The following is a 13647-nucleotide window of genomic DNA, read 5'->3' as shown; positions in this document are numbered from 1 at the left end:
CCCGCGGCAGAGGCCTCGGGCAGGCTGCTGCGAAAATCGAATACGGAGAATGCCTTGTCCCGCCGCTACGCCATTTATGACGTCTTCACCGATACGCGCCTTGCCGGCAATCCGCTGGCCGTCGTCTTCGATGCCGATGGCCTGGACGACAGGGCGATGCAGCGCATCGCCGGTGAGTTCAACCTGTCCGAGACGGTGTTCGTGAAGACGGCGGAGAACCCGGCGCACACCGCGCGCCTGCGCATCTTCACGCCGGGCCGCGAGCTGCCCTTCGCCGGCCATCCGACGGTGGGGGCGGCCATCGCCATCGCCGAGACCGCCGGGAGCGGGCAGGCGGGTCCCAACGACCAGGTGAGCGTGCTGGAGGAGAATGTCGGGCCGGTGCGCTGTGCGGTCAGGCTCGGCGCGGGCAGCGCCGCCTTTGCCGAATTCGACGTGCCGCGCAAGTCCGTGCGCCTCGACGCGACCTTCGACCGGCAGGCGCTCGCCGATGCTTTCAGCCTGAAGGCCGGCCAGATCGGCTTCGAGAATCATCAGCCGACGCTGTGGAGCGCCGGCGTCGCCTTCGTCATGGTTCCTGTGCACGATCTGGCGGCGGCAGGATCCGTGGAGTTCGATCCGGCGCTCTGGGAGCGCTGCGCGCCCTTTGCCGAAGGAAGGCTCGCCTCCGCCTATCTCTATTGCCGTGGCGGCGTGAACCACAATGCGAAGTTCCATGCCCGCATGTTCGCGCCCGACATGGGCATCTCGGAGGATCCGGCGACGGGGGCGGCGGTCGCCGCGATGTCCGGCGCCATCCACGCTTTCGACAAGCTGGTGGACGGCCATCATCCGCTTCTCATCGAGCAGGGCGTCGAGATGGGCCGTCCCTCGCTGATCCATCTGCATCTCGATGTATCCGGTGGCGTCATCGCGGGTGCGCGTATCGGCGGCGAGGCGGTGCGCATCGCATCCGGCACGCTGGATTTGTGACGTCCGTTTTGCGCTGCGGAAGAAATTTGTCCCGCGGCGCATTTTTTTTGGAGCAGCGTATAGACAAGCCCAAAGAACGCCTTTATACGCCCCTCCAGCACCGCAGCAGCGGTCAAGTGGGTGATTAGCTCAGTTGGTAGAGCAGCTGACTCTTAATCAGCGGGTCCACGGTTCGAGCCCGTGATCACCCACCAAATATTTCAACAGGTTACGCTGATTTTCCTGTTTCTGATTTTTACATAGGCAGCATATAGGCAGCGGAACGCAACATGCGTCACCCCTACCAATGCTCGTGTTTGCTGACGAAAATTCCCTGCGCTTTGATTTGAATGGGATCGTTCTCGCCATAGGAGCCGGGGCAATCCCCCGCCTAAATCCAAACGCCCTATGCATCTTGCCGTGTGAGGTCTCGTAATGAGACTTGCCATCCCACAATTTCGTCTGAGTTATCGGAATTGATTGTTGAATGTTCAAGGTGTTGCATTGGGGATTTATTCCTATTTATCCCGTAGCACTTTGATTGATTATTGTCTTCATCCGCGTAGGCGATGGGAACGTGGTGCGCAATTGCACGCTCCGCACGTGCGAATTTCAGGAAGGTTTGGCGGGTGGGTTTTTGAGTAGCTCGGCTGGTTCCACTTCAAGCACGTTCGCTAGCCTGTCGAGAACGTCAATGCTGACTCCATAAATGCAGCGTTCCAGTGAACTCACATAGGTACGATCGATCTCTGCGCGATATGCCAGTTCCTCCTGCGACAAGCCTTTCGCTCGCCGATAGGATTTTAGATTCTGCGCAAATACCTCTCGAATTTCCATGAATGCAAGAGGGTTGTCTTGTCGAGAATCCTTCCACGGAGTATTCTCTACATTGGGTGATTGGGGTGATGAAGGGCGCTGAAATGGCTTTGCGCGTGGTCGATGGCTGGCCGATAGTGGCGGTGACCGCAGTCTTTATGTGGTCAATGTCGAATGAGCCTGCACATGCGGATTGGACGACTTCAATTACACGCGGCGTTATACGGTCCTTCAACCAGAAAATTCCAAACGAGATTGAGAGGAATACCCAGAAAAATATAACCAATGATTGCGATGAAAGTTGCAAATCAATTGTGAAATTGTTTGAAGATTCGAAAGAGTACGCCTCGATTACATTTGATAAATACGGAATGGATCACCTAATTAAAGAAATTAAGTTTTGCTACAGCAACAATAATAAACTTAATTGTGCAATTATCGATGCGTATGCGAAGAATTTAAGCAATTCTGTTTTCCATAAGATGTCTAAAATTGAGTCTGTATTTTTTTCTGATAAAATATTTAATAATAGGATAGAGAGTGCCGTAAATCATGAATTTTCCGATAAGAACTCTAGAGAGAATATGATTATCTATATTATGGCGCTGACAGGTAATTTATGAACTTTAAAATTTTGCGAAATTATAATTATTACTTATAGGATTTATATTAATATAGGAAAAATCAAGAAAACGGGAAATGAGGTTGTGAATAATAGAACAGGATTCGTGTACTCGGTAGCACGTGCCTTTCGCGGAGTATTTGATTATACAGGATACTCTACACGATCTGAATTCTGGTGGTTCGTCCTGTTCTCGGGTGCGGTGAACGCCATATCCTATCCTGTTTCAATGCAGATATTTCAGGCTCTGCTTAAAGGCGGCGATCCATTGGGCATCGCACTTATTTCCATCATACCACCTTTAATAATTTTCTTAGTATTGATTGTTGTATGGATTCCTCTTGCAATCAGGCGGATTCGCGATGCTGGAAAATCTCCTCTGTGGATGGCATCGTATATTCCGCCACTTATTTTTGTTTTTGGTGCGGAGTTTATAAAAGACGAGTTTCAGGATGCCTTTCTGAAAATATATGTGATTCTGTTCTGGGTAGTTCTTTTGTTTATGGTTTTTATTTATTCTATGCCATCAAAGAATGAAAGGGGCTGATTTATATTGTATGCTAAAATTACATAGGTGATTAAGTTACGATTAGAAGCAGATTAATCATCTATTGATTTGGATATTCCCCTGTAGAAAGTCGTTGTAGCCATTCCCTATCCATATATGACCATTCCAAACGTACTGCGGATCGAACTCGTACCTTCGATATTCGATCCGCCTTCCAGCTTGGTGCTCGTGTATTTTAGAGGTATTCCGCTGGTACTCGCGGATTCTGGCCATAATTCCTATGTGCTCCCAAAAAGCTAATGCCTTTTGGACAGTGCCATACGATGCGCCAACCTTATCAGCAATTTCCTGCAACGTCCTTGTCGCACTTCGATTGCCATAAGTAACGATAACTGCCTGACCGTAACCGCCCGATTGTTACCGTGGGGAATATGTCTTGACGCGTGCGGCGATGTCTTCGTCGAGGACGAAGCAATCGAGGAACTCCTGCCATGTTTCTGCAGACCTACGCGCGTCGCTGAGCATCTGCCTGAGTTCGTCAACGCCATCGTCTGTTAAAGCTGACGTACTCTCGTCGTCTCCGGTTACGACGCTGATTATATTGCCATAGGTCAGATTGTCATCATTGCTGATGATCTCCCGGAGGAGGTCGACGTCCTCATCGAGGATCTCGGCGACATAATCGACAGTGAAGACGAAGCGAACCGCTGCCATCAGGCCGCCTCGGCGCAGATAACTGCCGTCATCGGCTTCCAGTTCCATGGAAGCAGCTCCGCCAGGCGATTGATCTTGTGATCCTGAATGCGGTCCAGCACGTCAACCAGATAGGCCTGCGGATCAAGGCCATTCATCTTGGCGGTTTCGATAATTGTCATGGCCCGCGCCAAGGTTTCTGCTCCAGTGTCGGCACCCGCGAAGAGCCAGTTGCGCCTTCCAACGCCGATAGGACGCAACGCCCGTTCTGCTGCATTGTTATCGATTGCGACACGACCGTCTTCCAGGAACAGGCAGAACGAGGACCACCTGCTCAGGCCATACCGGAAAGCTCCCGCCAGATCGCTCTTGCCGGGGATGCGGGTAAGTTGCGCCTCGGCCCAGACACGCAAGGCTTCGACCTTTGCCTTGCTGTGCTTCTGGCGCGCGGCAAAACGGATATTGGCAGGCTTGCCTGCAACCTCACGCTCGATATCGTAAAGCGCGCCGATACGGTCGAGAGCCTCGCGGGCTATCTCGGACTTGTTTGAGGTCCATATATCATGGAAGTCGCGCCGCCAATGCGCCCAGCACGAAGCCTCGCGGAAGCGGCGTGTCCCGTCCGCTCCGGCCTCATACAACTTCGCATAACCTTTGTAGCCGTCGGCCTGAAGGATGCCGCTTGCTTGGCTGAGGTGACGTTGAACATGCTCTTGCTTCCAGTCGGGAGCAAAGTAATAGACCGCACCGGGCGGAGCTGTGCCCGCCCATGGGCGCTGGTCCCGGACATAGGTCCAGAGCCTGCCCTTCTTCACCCCTTTCCCCAGCCCCTTGTCTCGCACAGAACGATCAAGAACCCGGATCGGCGTGTCGTCGGCATGGAGAAGATCGCTGCTCATGATCGCGGCTTCGATCAACTCGATCAGCGGCAGGAGCACCCGCATGGCGCGGCCACACCAATCGACCAGCGTGCTGTCGGGGATATCAACGCCCATGCGGGCGAAGATTTCGTTCAGGCGATAGAGCGGCAGGTGGTCGTCAAACTTCGAGACCAGGATGTAGGCGAGCAGTCCTGCGCCCGCCATGCTGCCCGGTATCGGACGGCTGGGCGCGGGCAACTGCACCATCTTCTCGCAGCAACGGCAGGACTTCTTCAGCCGAGCAACCTCGATGACCTTCATCTGTGCGGCGATCATGTCGAGGATTTCGCTGACGTCTTCACCAACAAGCCGCAATTCGCCACCACAAGCGGGGCAGTGCGTTCCGGGGTCGAGTTCCCTGCGCTCGCGAGCAGCCTTGTCCGACACGCGCGGACGGCGTCGCATGGTCTTTTCCGGCTTGCTTGCCTCAGGAGGCCCAAGCTCCGTTTCCTTGACCTCGGCGAGCGGCTCGGCTCTGCTTTCCGAGGCGGCAATCATCAGGTCCTCCAGGGCCAGTTCCAACTGCTGGATTTCCCGTTCGATCTTTTCCGATGACTTGCCGAAGCCATGTTTCTTGAGCCTGGCGATGCGTAGCCGCAGGGATTGGATCAACTGATCATGCGCCTGCAAGGTCGCCGACATCTTCGCGTTCTTCGCCTCAAGCGACGCGATCATCGCCTTCAGGAAGGCCGGATCGTCGGGAAGATTTTGGCTAACATTCGACATGAACCTGACTACCACAGGTCAGGCTCAATATCCATAAAAACACGCAGATTCAGTGGGATAAAATCAACCAACACGGGCTGGAGGAGCGCCCCAGTCGGGTCGTCGCCAATCAATCCCTTCCCACAGCATCGCCAGTTGAGCAGACGTCAACCGGGCTGTCCCATCTGCTGCCGACGGCCAGGGAAACCGACCTTTCTGCAGAACCTTGTAATAGAGGCAGAACCCCTGGCCATCAAAATACAAAAGTTTCAAACGGTCGCCCCGCTTGCCCCGAAACGCAAAGACCGCGCCTCCCGTCGGCTTCTGGCGCAGCACATCCTGGGCAAGAGCTGCCAGCCCCTCGATCCCCTTGCGCATGTCCGTGACACCGCAGGCGAGATAAACACGAACACCTGTCCCAGGCCCGATCATGCCGCCTCGATTGCCCGGATCAGGCGCTTCAGTGCAACCACATCAAGATCGCCACTGAAGCGAAGGCTTCGCCCGCAGCGTAAGTGCAATTCCATCATCGCAGGCAAAGCCTGCATGCCATCAAAAGCCGGAGCCTCTTTGCTGCCCCCGAGAGGTGGCATGTCCAGCGGCAGAAACACCGTCGTCGATGGCGGCGCGAGCAAGCCTTTCTTCCGCAATTCACGCCGCCAGGTGTAAACCTGCTGCCGCGTCACCGAATGCCGGCGCGCAACCTCCGTCACCGACGCACCGTCGATGCCTACCGACAGCACGACCTCCAGCTTGCTCTCATCACTCCAACGTCGGCGACGTTCATCGCCGAGAATTTCCACGCGCATCGCAGACCTCGCCTAAAACACGTCGCTAACGACGTCGTTATAGACGGCTCATAAACGAGCCTGGACATTCCCGACAGGCGGTCGCAATCGGGCGGTTACGCCTGACCGTTCCCGTCAGTAGTGAATATTGGCTGGCCGTCTCCATTTATTATGATTTCGACATTCGACCATTCGGTTGTGTTCGCAAGGTAGAAAAATACTGCTATTTCTACAGGTTTCGCGCGTTGCTTGGGGTCAATGATGAAGCGCTCGCTAAAGAAGGTCTTTACGGGATTTACTTTGCTCATCATGAAATCTATAGGGGCCGCCTTTACGTTAAAAAGTGGCTTGTTATCGCGCAACTGTGGACGGCCATCTGATCCAAGAACGGGCTGAGGACGTGGAATTTCGATCAACGGCCGCGTCTTAATCTGTGATAGCGGGATGCCAGTGAACATTGAGGGCGCTCTTGCAGGGGTATTGTTGGTCGATATGGGCCAAAAAACATCATTGTTGGCTCGGTCGATAATTCGCCCTCAGAAAAGCTATTTTAATTCAAATGGTTGAGGGAGGCTTTGAGAGGTTTCCAGCAATAATCTTCATGGACTAGTGCTAGATCGCTGCATCGAGTTCAACCATGCTCGGATCGCTGCAACTTTGTAGGCGACCTGCTTCCCAATCTTCACATATTCCGGCCCCTTGCCCTCATGTCGCCAGCGGGCGAGCGTCTGGGCCGATATGCCGACATAGGCCGGCATCTGGCGGGAGAGGATCACGATTTCGCCGTTGTCGGGCAGGGGAAGGAGTAGGGAGGTCGAATCGGTCGGCATGGAAAGCTCTCCTTGGGAATCCAATGATGCTTAACCACTGCCATAACCAAAAGGAGCCTTAAATGATGTTAATATTTATTAAGGAATGAAAGTATCTTCTTCTTTGTTACTGTTTTGGAAGTTGCAAAGATAGCCGCTGCGATATCAAATTGTTTTGCTAGAATTGCATCTAGGAAATCATTTTTATTATAAATATGTGATGGATCGAGAAGTGGATGGCTCCGCTTCTTGCGCTCATGATAACTTCGTTTGATATTTTCAACGTTCTCCAAATTTTCATCGCTGAGCATTGCCGATATAGTAGTGTCAATCGTCGCATTGTCCGTGCGATGCGAAACGGCATCGTAGATTGAGTTCCGTTCGCTGCAGGGCGGTTTTCCTGGTCGAAGTATTTGCAGATAACCTTCACTGAGGGCAATCGTGCGTGCGCTCGCATCGTCAAGATGCGCAAAACGCTCCTGCAAAAATTCTCGTACGTCCTGTTCCTGTGTTTCAAACGTGAATTTCATTGCGCCATCATATTATTGTACTGCGGGCCATTATCCACGCCGTTCGCGGCGTCGTTGAGCGTGATCATATCGAGGCGGTCACACCATTTATCCAGTGCGTCGCGTCTTTCGGCGGTGAACTGGTTGCGTTGATAGACTGCGGTAACACCGCTGATGGTGCCGCTCTTATGGTTCAAGATCGCTTCCGCGACGTGGATCGCAATACCTAGCTTAGAAAGTTCAGTCGCTACCGTGCGCCGAATGTCATGCAGGCGCCACGGTGGAATTGAAATCTGATCCGGGTCTCTGTCGTTCTCGGATGCTTGCTTACGCATCGCCTGTAGCATCTTTGCGTCTAGCGCGTTCTTCGCTTTTGAGAAGCCGCTGAATGGCGTTTCCCCGGTCGTGGTGAATACGAGATCGCTTTTGGATTTGCCGGTCAAAACGAAACGGGGCAGCGATCGTATGAGCGCGACTGCACATTTTGAAAGATGCACGTCATGGACTTTGCCATTCTTTGCGCGTTCGGCCGGTATCGTCCAAAGCGCCTTGTCGAGATCAATCTCGCTCCAACGCATTCCGGTGACTTCGTCACGCCGTTGAGCTGTCATGAAAAGCAGCTCAACGATAGGGCCAAATGGATAGCCGATTGTTCTGGCGGTGAGCAGGGCGGCTTTGGTTTCTTCTGGTGTCAAGACGCGATCACGCGAAGTTTCTTTTGCAAGGTGCGCAATGCTATCCGCCGGGGACACATCAATGATCCCGCGCGAAACACACCAGTTCATGAATTTACGGATCGCGGCCAAGGCTCGGTTAGCCATGATGGGGGAGCCGCGATCTCGGATGCTTTCCAGTACGGAGAGAATGTCGTGCTTCGTTATAACGTGAATTGATTTCCTGCCGTGTTTGGGGAGCATTTCGCGTTCAAGGATGCGTTTCGTTTCGTCGTGTGTCCGGTTCTGCGCAGCGTGTTTCTTCAAAAACGTATCGGCAAGGTCGTTCAATATGTCGGACGATTTGCGGTGTCGGTCAGCGCGTTCTATCGCGCCCGTGTCATTGCCTTTGCTGCTTTCAGTCAGAATTTCGCGTGCCCGATCACGTGCTTGCTGCACGGTCCACTCGCCATGTGTGCCGATGGTGTATTTCTTAGGCGCTCCTATATGGCCTTTTGGCCGGTGCATTACGAGAAACACTTTCCTTCCCTTTGGCGTCACCTTGACACCAAAGCCTTTGAGTTCGCTGTCCCAAGACATCGCATCCTTTGCGCTCGCTTGCAGATTGTCGATGTACGTTTTTGTCAGCTTAACGGATTGCGTCATGCTTGCCTCCAATGCTGCCTAGAGATAACATAGGCAGCAATCGAATGGAAGCGATAGGAATTCAATGGGCTTTGGTGGTTTATAAAATTATTTAAAATCAGTGATTTGTAAATCGAATGGTAGTTTATGAAACCGGTTTAGTCGGTAGAGCAGCTGACTCTTAATCAGCGGGTCCACGGTTCGAGCCCGTGATCACCCACCATTTTTCTCTTTTGAGATAAATGGTTACGCTGATTTCTTCTACAAAACTCTAAAGCGCGTGAATAGCGCCGTTCCCCAGCGTAAGGCATGGTGGATGCCCTCGTTGGAACGTCTGTTGGCGCGGCGAGGATGGTTTGTCCCCGCCGCTCGATGAGGGTGCGGTGCGCTCAGGCCGTAAGGTCTATTTCGAGACCGACACCCTTCTCGCGCGCCCTGGCGACGATCAGGTCGCCGATCGCCAGATCCTGGATGGCGAGGCCCACGGAATTGAACAGGGTGATCTCGTCGTCTGCGGTCCGGCCCCTGGCGGCGCCGATGATGACGTCGCCGATTTCCGTAGAGGCCTGTTCGGCAGTGATCGCGCCTTCGGCGATAGCCAGAAGCAGGTCGCCCGAATCGTGCATGGACATGGCGACGCTGTCGAGGAAGACCCGCGCCCGCGCCATGCCGGCGGAATCGATCTCACGGTGATCCGGGCGCGGCGGCGCGCCGACGGCGTTGATATGCTGGCCCGGCTTGAACCACGCGCCCTTGACATGCGGCACGCGGGACGGGGTCAGCGTACAGACGATATCCGCCTTGGCGAAGACCTCTTCCGGTGCGATGGCGGCTTCCAGTGCAAGATCGGGGAAATCTTGGCCGACCCGTTCGATGAAGCGGGCGACGGTGGCGGGGGAGCGCGACCATACCACGACGCGCTCGACCGGGCGGACCTCGCGAATGGCGCGGACATGCTCCACGGCAAGGTCGCCGGCGCCGATCAGGCCCAGCACGCGGCTGTCGGCGCGCGACAGGTGGCGCGTCGCCACGGCGCTGGCGGCGGCGGTGCGGATGCGGGTCGGGATCTGGCCATGGAAGATCGCCACCGGCGCGCCGGTCTCCTGGGAGATCAGAAGCGCCACCGAGCGCTGCATTGGCAGGCTGCGCGCCGTATTGTCGGGAATGTCGGCCAGCAGCTTGACCGTGGCGAGGCCCTGGCGATCGGCCAGCGCCGGCATCGCCAGGAAGGTCCCTGTGCCGGAGGGAAGCGTCATCGCAACGGCTGCCGGCTGCGCGGCGTCGCCACGCGACATGTCGGCATGCGCGGTCTCCACCGCCTCGATCACCTCGGCCATGGTCACCAGTCCTTCGATCTGGGATCGGGACAGCACGAGGGTCGTGCGCGGGGAGAGGTGGCGAGCGGTTCTGTTCTCGGCGTCCATCGGATTCTCACTGACTTCGGGTGACGGGAATTTGTGTGCTTAATACGTTCACATTCTTTCTTGTTTTTGTATGCAATGTCAAGAATTGTGACATTCGGTATAATTCCCGACATTGCACAGAATAGAGCGGCTGTTTGTATGCGATATCCCTGCGTGCCTGCGCTCGGCGTTGCCATGCGCATGTTGTCCGGCGAACGGCTTTGCGCCAGCCGGAGTAGACAGAGGGATATGGCTGCTGGAAACCGGCTCAGGGAACCGTTTCGAGTTCCGTCACGAGGCGGGCCAGCATGGCGTCGCAGCGGTCGAGCTGTGTGCGGGTGACGAATTCGTCCGGCTTGTGGCCTTGTTCCATGGAGCCGGGACCGCAGATCGCGGTGGAAAGCCCGAGCGTCTCGTCGAAAAGGCCACCCTCCGTGCCGAAGGCTACCTTTCGCGTGGCCTCGTCGTCGAGCAGGCGGGAAAGCAGGCGTACGGCCGGGGCATCGCGGCGTGTGGCAAGGCCGGGATAGCTGGAGATCTCCTCGATCTCGATACAGGCCATGGGGAAGCGATTGCGGTAGGGCGCGGCGATGGTTTCCGCGTCGGCTGCGATGCCGGCGAGAATATCGGCGGGGTCGTCCTCCGCGATGTTGCGGATTTCGAAATCGATCTCGCAGCGGTTCGGTACGATGTTGAGTGCCGTACCGCCCTGCATCATGCCGGCATGGATGGTGGAGTAGGGAATGTCGTAATCCGGGTCGCGCGCGCCATGATCCGCCAGATGCGTTTGCCGCGCCTGCAGGGCCTGGATGAAGGCGGCGCCGAGATGCAGGGCGTTGAGCGCGTTCGGGGCGAGGGCGGAGTGGCCCTCCTGGCCGTGGCAGCAGGCCCGTAGCGCCCGCTTGCCCTTGTGGCCCGTGGCTATCCCCATGTCCGTCGGCTCGCCGACGATGCAGAGTGCCGGCCTTTCCGTCCGCGCCGCCAGCGTCTCGATCATGCCGCGCACGCCGATGCAGCCGATCTCCTCGTCATAGGAGAAGGCGAGATGCAGCGGGCGTTTCAGCGGACGGGTGGCGGCGATGAGGGTAGCCCGCAGGCTGGCCGCGACGAAACCCTTCATGTCCGCCGTACCACGGCCATAGAGGCGGCCGTCGTGCTCGCGGAGCATGAAAGGATCGCTGCTCCAGGCCTGTCCCTCGACAGGTACGACATCCGTATGGCCCGACAGCACCACGCCGCCCGAACCCGCCAGCCCGATGGTCGCCCAGAGATTGGCACGGCTGCCATCCGGATGGGCGAACCGCTCGATGCGGACGCCCGCCGGGCGTAGCAGCCCTTCCACATAGTCGAGCAGCGCGAGGTTGGAGCGGCGCGAGACGGTGGGTTCTGCGACGAGGCGGGCGAGGATTTCTGATGTCGAGGGGATCATGGATCAGAGGTCGCCCGGCACACCGTAACTCGGTGCGCCCGAGGGGTTGAGCGCGCGGGTGACATAGGCGTCCATTTCGCCGCGCCAGCGCTCCCACAGGGCGGCGCATTCCTCGATCGGGTCGCCGTCGGTCCAGTCGATGCGCAGGTCCGCGACGTTCCAGGAGACCTTGTCGACCATGACGAGGCCCATGGAGTGGACCGGCCCTTCCTCGCCGCCTGCGACGAGCGCCGCGCGCATGGCGGCGATCAGCCGGTCGCCGAGATGTTTTCCGGCGGCAGCCTCGAAGGCTTCCACCATCTTCTGCGGGATTTCGGTGCTCGTCAGCATGTTGCCGGCGGCAACGACGTTCTTGCCGCACGCCGTCGCATGGGTGCCGAGGGTTTTTTCGCCGGAATAGGCAGCCGTTCGCCCTGCCGAATCGACGAGGGCGAGCTGGCGGTATTCGATATGCGGGGCCTCTGCGACCAGCCGCTCCAGCGCCGCTTCCGCCGAAAGGCCGCCGGCCATCAGGTCCAGCCCCTTCGGGCCGAGGCGGGGGTCGGTGACGTTCTGCGTCGAGACCGCGCCGATGCCGGCGCGCGCATGGGCGCAGCGCGCCGCCACGCTCGGCGAGGAGGAGGAGACGGCGACGCCGAACATGCCGGTGTCGGGGCAGCGGCCGGAGACGGAAAAGGTCATGCCGGCCTCCTTCAGGCTTCGTCGGGAATGACGGCGGTCGCCTCGATCTCGACCAGCCATTCCGGCCGGGCGAGGGCGGAGACGACGAGGCCGGTCGAAACCGGGAAGACGCCCTGAAGGTACTTGCCCATCTCGGTATAGACGGCCTCGCGGTAGCGGATATCGATGAGATAGACGACGACGCGGCAGATATGGCTGAGGTCGGAGCCGGCCTCCTCCAGCAGCATCTTGATGTTCTCCATCGCCTTGCGGGCCTGCGCGCCGGCATCGCCGATATGCAGGCTCTCGCGCGTGTCGAGATCCTGCGCGATCTGCCCGCGCACGAACACCGTCGCCCCACGCGCTACCACGGCCTGGCAGAGATCGTTGTTCAGCTTTTGCTCGGGATAGGTTTCCTTCGTGTTGAAGGGGCGGATGCGGGTGTGCACAGGCATGGAAGTCTCCTTGAGGGTATGGGAAAGCGCCGCGGTTGCCCGCGGCGCGAAGGCGGGATTACTGGAGAAGCTGGGTCCAGACGCGCGTCACCAGGTCCTGCGCGGCGGCCGAGCAGGTGCGCGAGAAGGTGATCGGCACGTCCGGATAGAGTTCGGGCGCCGTTTCCCGCGTGTTGACGACCTTGTCCTGGATGACCTTCATCGGCGAGGAATGGGAGTAGAAGTTCATCTGCTCCGTGGCGTTCTCCTGCGTCGACATGAACTCGATGAACTTCACCGCGTTCTCCTGGTTCGGCGCACCCTTCGGGATGACGTAGCTGTCCATCCAGCCGACGAGGCCTTCCTTGGTCATGGCGAGCTGGACCGGCGAGCCGGCCTTGCGGGCGCGAAGGGAGTCGCCGTCCCACCAGAAATGCACCGAGACCTCGCCGGAGGCGAGGCGGCTTGCGATATTGTCGGAGGAGTAGACGGCGACGAACGGCTTCTGCGCCATCAGCAGGTCCAGCACCTTCTTCATCTCCGCCTGGTCTTCCGAGCAGAAGGGGACGCCGAGATAGAGCTGAGCCGCGCCGATCACCTCGTCGGGATAGGAGAGGAGGGCAATCTTGCCCTTCAGCTCTTCCGCCGGCTCGAAGAAATACTTGAAGCTGTCGGTCGGGCCTTTGTACTGGTCCGTGTTCACCACGAAGCCGGCGGTGCCGTAGGCGAGCGGGATAGAGTATTCCTGCTTCTCGTCCCACCACTGGTTACGCCATTTCTCCTCGATGTTCTCATAGGCCTTCAGTTTGTTGGCCCCGAAATTCTCGATGATGCCCTGGTCGATCATCACGCGCAGGAAGTGCTGCGAGGGGGTGGCGATGTCGTAGCCGGAGGAGCCGGCCTGCAGCTTGGTCAAAAGATCTTCGTTGGAGGTGAAGCTGTCGACATTCACCTTCACGTCGTTCTCCTTGGAGAATTTCGCGATGAGGTCCGGCGAGATGGATTCGGCCCAGGCGTAGATGTTGAGTTCGCCGGCGGCCTGCGCGCTCGTGGCGAAGCAGAGGGCGAGGGCGGTGGCGGCAAGGTATTTCTTCATTTTATG

Annotated in this window: 17 protein-coding genes and 1 tRNA gene; 4 read left to right on the top strand and 14 right to left on the bottom strand. The window is 57.3% G+C overall.

The window, feature by feature from the left end:
• The first annotated feature begins 54 nt into the window (after nucleotides 1–54).
• Nucleotides 55–972 (top strand): PhzF family phenazine biosynthesis protein, encoded by a 918-nt coding sequence (locus tag MOE34_RS10885; protein ID WP_242223629.1) that lies wholly within the window; start codon nucleotides 55–57, stop codon nucleotides 970–972.
• Between the two features lie 118 nt (nucleotides 973–1090).
• Nucleotides 1091–1166, top strand: a tRNA-Lys gene (locus MOE34_RS10880).
• 397 nt (nucleotides 1167–1563) lie between these two features.
• Here MOE34_RS10880 and MOE34_RS10875 read toward each other — a convergent pair.
• Nucleotides 1564–1788 (bottom strand): helix-turn-helix domain-containing protein, encoded by a 225-nt coding sequence (locus MOE34_RS10875; RefSeq protein WP_242223627.1) that lies wholly within the window; start codon nucleotides 1786–1788, stop codon nucleotides 1564–1566.
• A 68-nt stretch (nucleotides 1789–1856) separates the two neighbouring features.
• Between MOE34_RS10875 and MOE34_RS10870 the strand changes: the two genes are divergently transcribed.
• Both MOE34_RS10870 and MOE34_RS10865 read left to right on the top strand, forming a co-directional pair.
• Complete coding sequence (locus tag MOE34_RS10870; RefSeq protein ID WP_242223625.1) at nucleotides 1857–2390, top strand: hypothetical protein; 534 nt, start codon at nucleotides 1857–1859, stop codon at nucleotides 2388–2390.
• Between the two features lie 105 nt (nucleotides 2391–2495).
• Complete coding sequence (locus MOE34_RS10865; RefSeq protein ID WP_242223622.1) at nucleotides 2496–2936, top strand: DUF805 domain-containing protein; 441 nt, start codon at nucleotides 2496–2498, stop codon at nucleotides 2934–2936.
• A gap of 378 nt (nucleotides 2937–3314) precedes the next feature.
• On the opposite strand, the gene MOE34_RS10860 is transcribed toward MOE34_RS10865, so the two are convergent.
• The 13 genes from MOE34_RS10860 to MOE34_RS10800 form a co-directional block, all read right to left on the bottom strand.
• Nucleotides 3315–3611 carry a hypothetical protein gene (locus MOE34_RS10860; RefSeq protein WP_242223907.1) on the bottom strand — a complete coding sequence of 99 codons (297 nt, stop codon included), beginning with the start codon at nucleotides 3609–3611 and terminating at the stop codon, nucleotides 3315–3317.
• Nucleotides 3611–5236, bottom strand: a complete 1626-nt coding sequence (gene tnpC / locus MOE34_RS10855) for an IS66 family transposase (RefSeq protein ID WP_242217625.1) — start codon at nucleotides 5234–5236, stop codon at nucleotides 3611–3613. Before tnpC ends, MOE34_RS10860 begins: the two co-directional genes overlap by 1 nt.
• Before the next feature lie 63 nt (nucleotides 5237–5299).
• Entirely contained in the window at nucleotides 5300–5593 is a 294-nt protein-coding gene (tnpB, locus tag MOE34_RS10850; protein WP_242217624.1) for an IS66 family insertion sequence element accessory protein TnpB, read from the bottom strand.
• Nucleotides 5594–5643: 50 nt separating this feature from the next.
• Entirely contained in the window at nucleotides 5644–6024 is a 381-nt protein-coding gene (tnpA, locus tag MOE34_RS10845) for an IS66-like element accessory protein TnpA (RefSeq protein WP_242217622.1), read from the bottom strand.
• A 95-nt stretch (nucleotides 6025–6119) separates the two neighbouring features.
• Entirely contained in the window at nucleotides 6120–6461 is a 342-nt protein-coding gene (locus tag MOE34_RS10840) for a hypothetical protein (protein ID WP_242223620.1), read from the bottom strand.
• Nucleotides 6462–6602: 141 nt separating this feature from the next.
• Nucleotides 6603–6833, bottom strand: a complete 231-nt coding sequence (locus tag MOE34_RS10835; protein ID WP_242223618.1) for a helix-turn-helix transcriptional regulator — start codon at nucleotides 6831–6833, stop codon at nucleotides 6603–6605.
• Between the two features lie 68 nt (nucleotides 6834–6901).
• A complete protein-coding gene (locus MOE34_RS10830; RefSeq protein WP_242223614.1) occupies nucleotides 6902–7342 on the bottom strand; it encodes a hypothetical protein in 441 nt (146 codons plus the stop codon).
• On the bottom strand, nucleotides 7339–8640 hold the full coding sequence (locus MOE34_RS10825) for a tyrosine-type recombinase/integrase (RefSeq protein ID WP_242223612.1): 1302 nt from the start codon (nucleotides 8638–8640) through the stop codon (nucleotides 7339–7341). The genes MOE34_RS10830 and MOE34_RS10825 overlap by 4 nt, the downstream gene beginning before the upstream one ends.
• Before the next feature lie 368 nt (nucleotides 8641–9008).
• Nucleotides 9009–10043 carry an ornithine cyclodeaminase family protein gene (locus MOE34_RS10820; protein ID WP_242223608.1) on the bottom strand — a complete coding sequence of 345 codons (1035 nt, stop codon included), beginning with the start codon at nucleotides 10041–10043 and terminating at the stop codon, nucleotides 9009–9011.
• Nucleotides 10044–10290: 247 nt separating this feature from the next.
• Nucleotides 10291–11451, bottom strand: a complete 1161-nt coding sequence (gene argE, locus MOE34_RS10815) for an acetylornithine deacetylase (protein ID WP_242223605.1) — start codon at nucleotides 11449–11451, stop codon at nucleotides 10291–10293.
• 3 nt (nucleotides 11452–11454) lie between these two features.
• A complete protein-coding gene (locus MOE34_RS10810) occupies nucleotides 11455–12132 on the bottom strand; it encodes a DUF1028 domain-containing protein (protein WP_242223603.1) in 678 nt (225 codons plus the stop codon).
• An 11-nt stretch (nucleotides 12133–12143) separates the two neighbouring features.
• Nucleotides 12144–12566 (bottom strand): RidA family protein, encoded by a 423-nt coding sequence (locus tag MOE34_RS10805; protein WP_050743390.1) that lies wholly within the window; start codon nucleotides 12564–12566, stop codon nucleotides 12144–12146.
• Nucleotides 12567–12624: 58 nt separating this feature from the next.
• Nucleotides 12625–13641: an extracellular solute-binding protein gene (locus tag MOE34_RS10800; RefSeq protein ID WP_242223600.1), complete on the bottom strand. Its 1017-nt coding sequence runs from the start codon at nucleotides 13639–13641 to the stop codon at nucleotides 12625–12627.
• Nucleotides 13642–13647: the final 6 nt, after the last annotated feature.

Origin of the sequence: Shinella zoogloeoides, assembly GCF_022682305.1 — a bacterium.
In the GTDB taxonomy this organism is placed as follows: domain Bacteria; phylum Pseudomonadota; class Alphaproteobacteria; order Rhizobiales; family Rhizobiaceae; genus Shinella; species Shinella zoogloeoides_B.
Note: the sequence above shows the minus strand (reverse complement) of the source record. Positions and strands in the feature narration are given on the sequence as shown.

Bases quoted from the DNA above. Each gene is read 5' to 3' on its own strand.
- MOE34_RS10870 (WP_242223625.1), top strand. From the start codon at position 1,857: ATGAAGGGCGCTGAAATGGCTTTGCGCGTGGTCGATGGCTGGCCGATA.
- MOE34_RS10830 (WP_242223614.1), bottom strand. From the start codon at position 7,342: ATGAAATTCACGTTTGAAACACAGGAACAGGACGTACGAGAATTTTTG.
- tnpB (WP_242217624.1), bottom strand. From the start codon at position 5,593: ATGCGCAAGGGGATCGAGGGGCTGGCAGCTCTTGCCCAGGATGTGCTG.
- tnpC (WP_242217625.1), bottom strand. From the start codon at position 5,236: ATGTCGAATGTTAGCCAAAATCTTCCCGACGATCCGGCCTTCCTGAAG.
- MOE34_RS10805 (WP_050743390.1), bottom strand. From the start codon at position 12,566: ATGCCTGTGCACACCCGCATCCGCCCCTTCAACACGAAGGAAACCTAT.
- MOE34_RS10825 (WP_242223612.1), bottom strand. From the start codon at position 8,640: ATGACGCAATCCGTTAAGCTGACAAAAACGTACATCGACAATCTGCAA.
- tnpA (WP_242217622.1), bottom strand. From the start codon at position 6,024: ATGCGCGTGGAAATTCTCGGCGATGAACGTCGCCGACGTTGGAGTGAT.
- argE (WP_242223605.1), bottom strand. From the start codon at position 11,451: ATGATCCCCTCGACATCAGAAATCCTCGCCCGCCTCGTCGCAGAACCC.
- MOE34_RS10840 (WP_242223620.1), bottom strand. From the start codon at position 6,461: ATGTTCACTGGCATCCCGCTATCACAGATTAAGACGCGGCCGTTGATC.
- MOE34_RS10800 (WP_242223600.1), bottom strand. From the start codon at position 13,641: ATGAAGAAATACCTTGCCGCCACCGCCCTCGCCCTCTGCTTCGCCACG.
- MOE34_RS10875 (WP_242223627.1), bottom strand. From the start codon at position 1,788: ATGGAAATTCGAGAGGTATTTGCGCAGAATCTAAAATCCTATCGGCGA.
- MOE34_RS10820 (WP_242223608.1), bottom strand. From the start codon at position 10,043: ATGGACGCCGAGAACAGAACCGCTCGCCACCTCTCCCCGCGCACGACC.
- MOE34_RS10810 (WP_242223603.1), bottom strand. From the start codon at position 12,132: ATGACCTTTTCCGTCTCCGGCCGCTGCCCCGACACCGGCATGTTCGGC.
- MOE34_RS10860 (WP_242223907.1), bottom strand. From the start codon at position 3,611: ATGGCAGCGGTTCGCTTCGTCTTCACTGTCGATTATGTCGCCGAGATC.
- MOE34_RS10835 (WP_242223618.1), bottom strand. From the start codon at position 6,833: ATGCCGACCGATTCGACCTCCCTACTCCTTCCCCTGCCCGACAACGGC.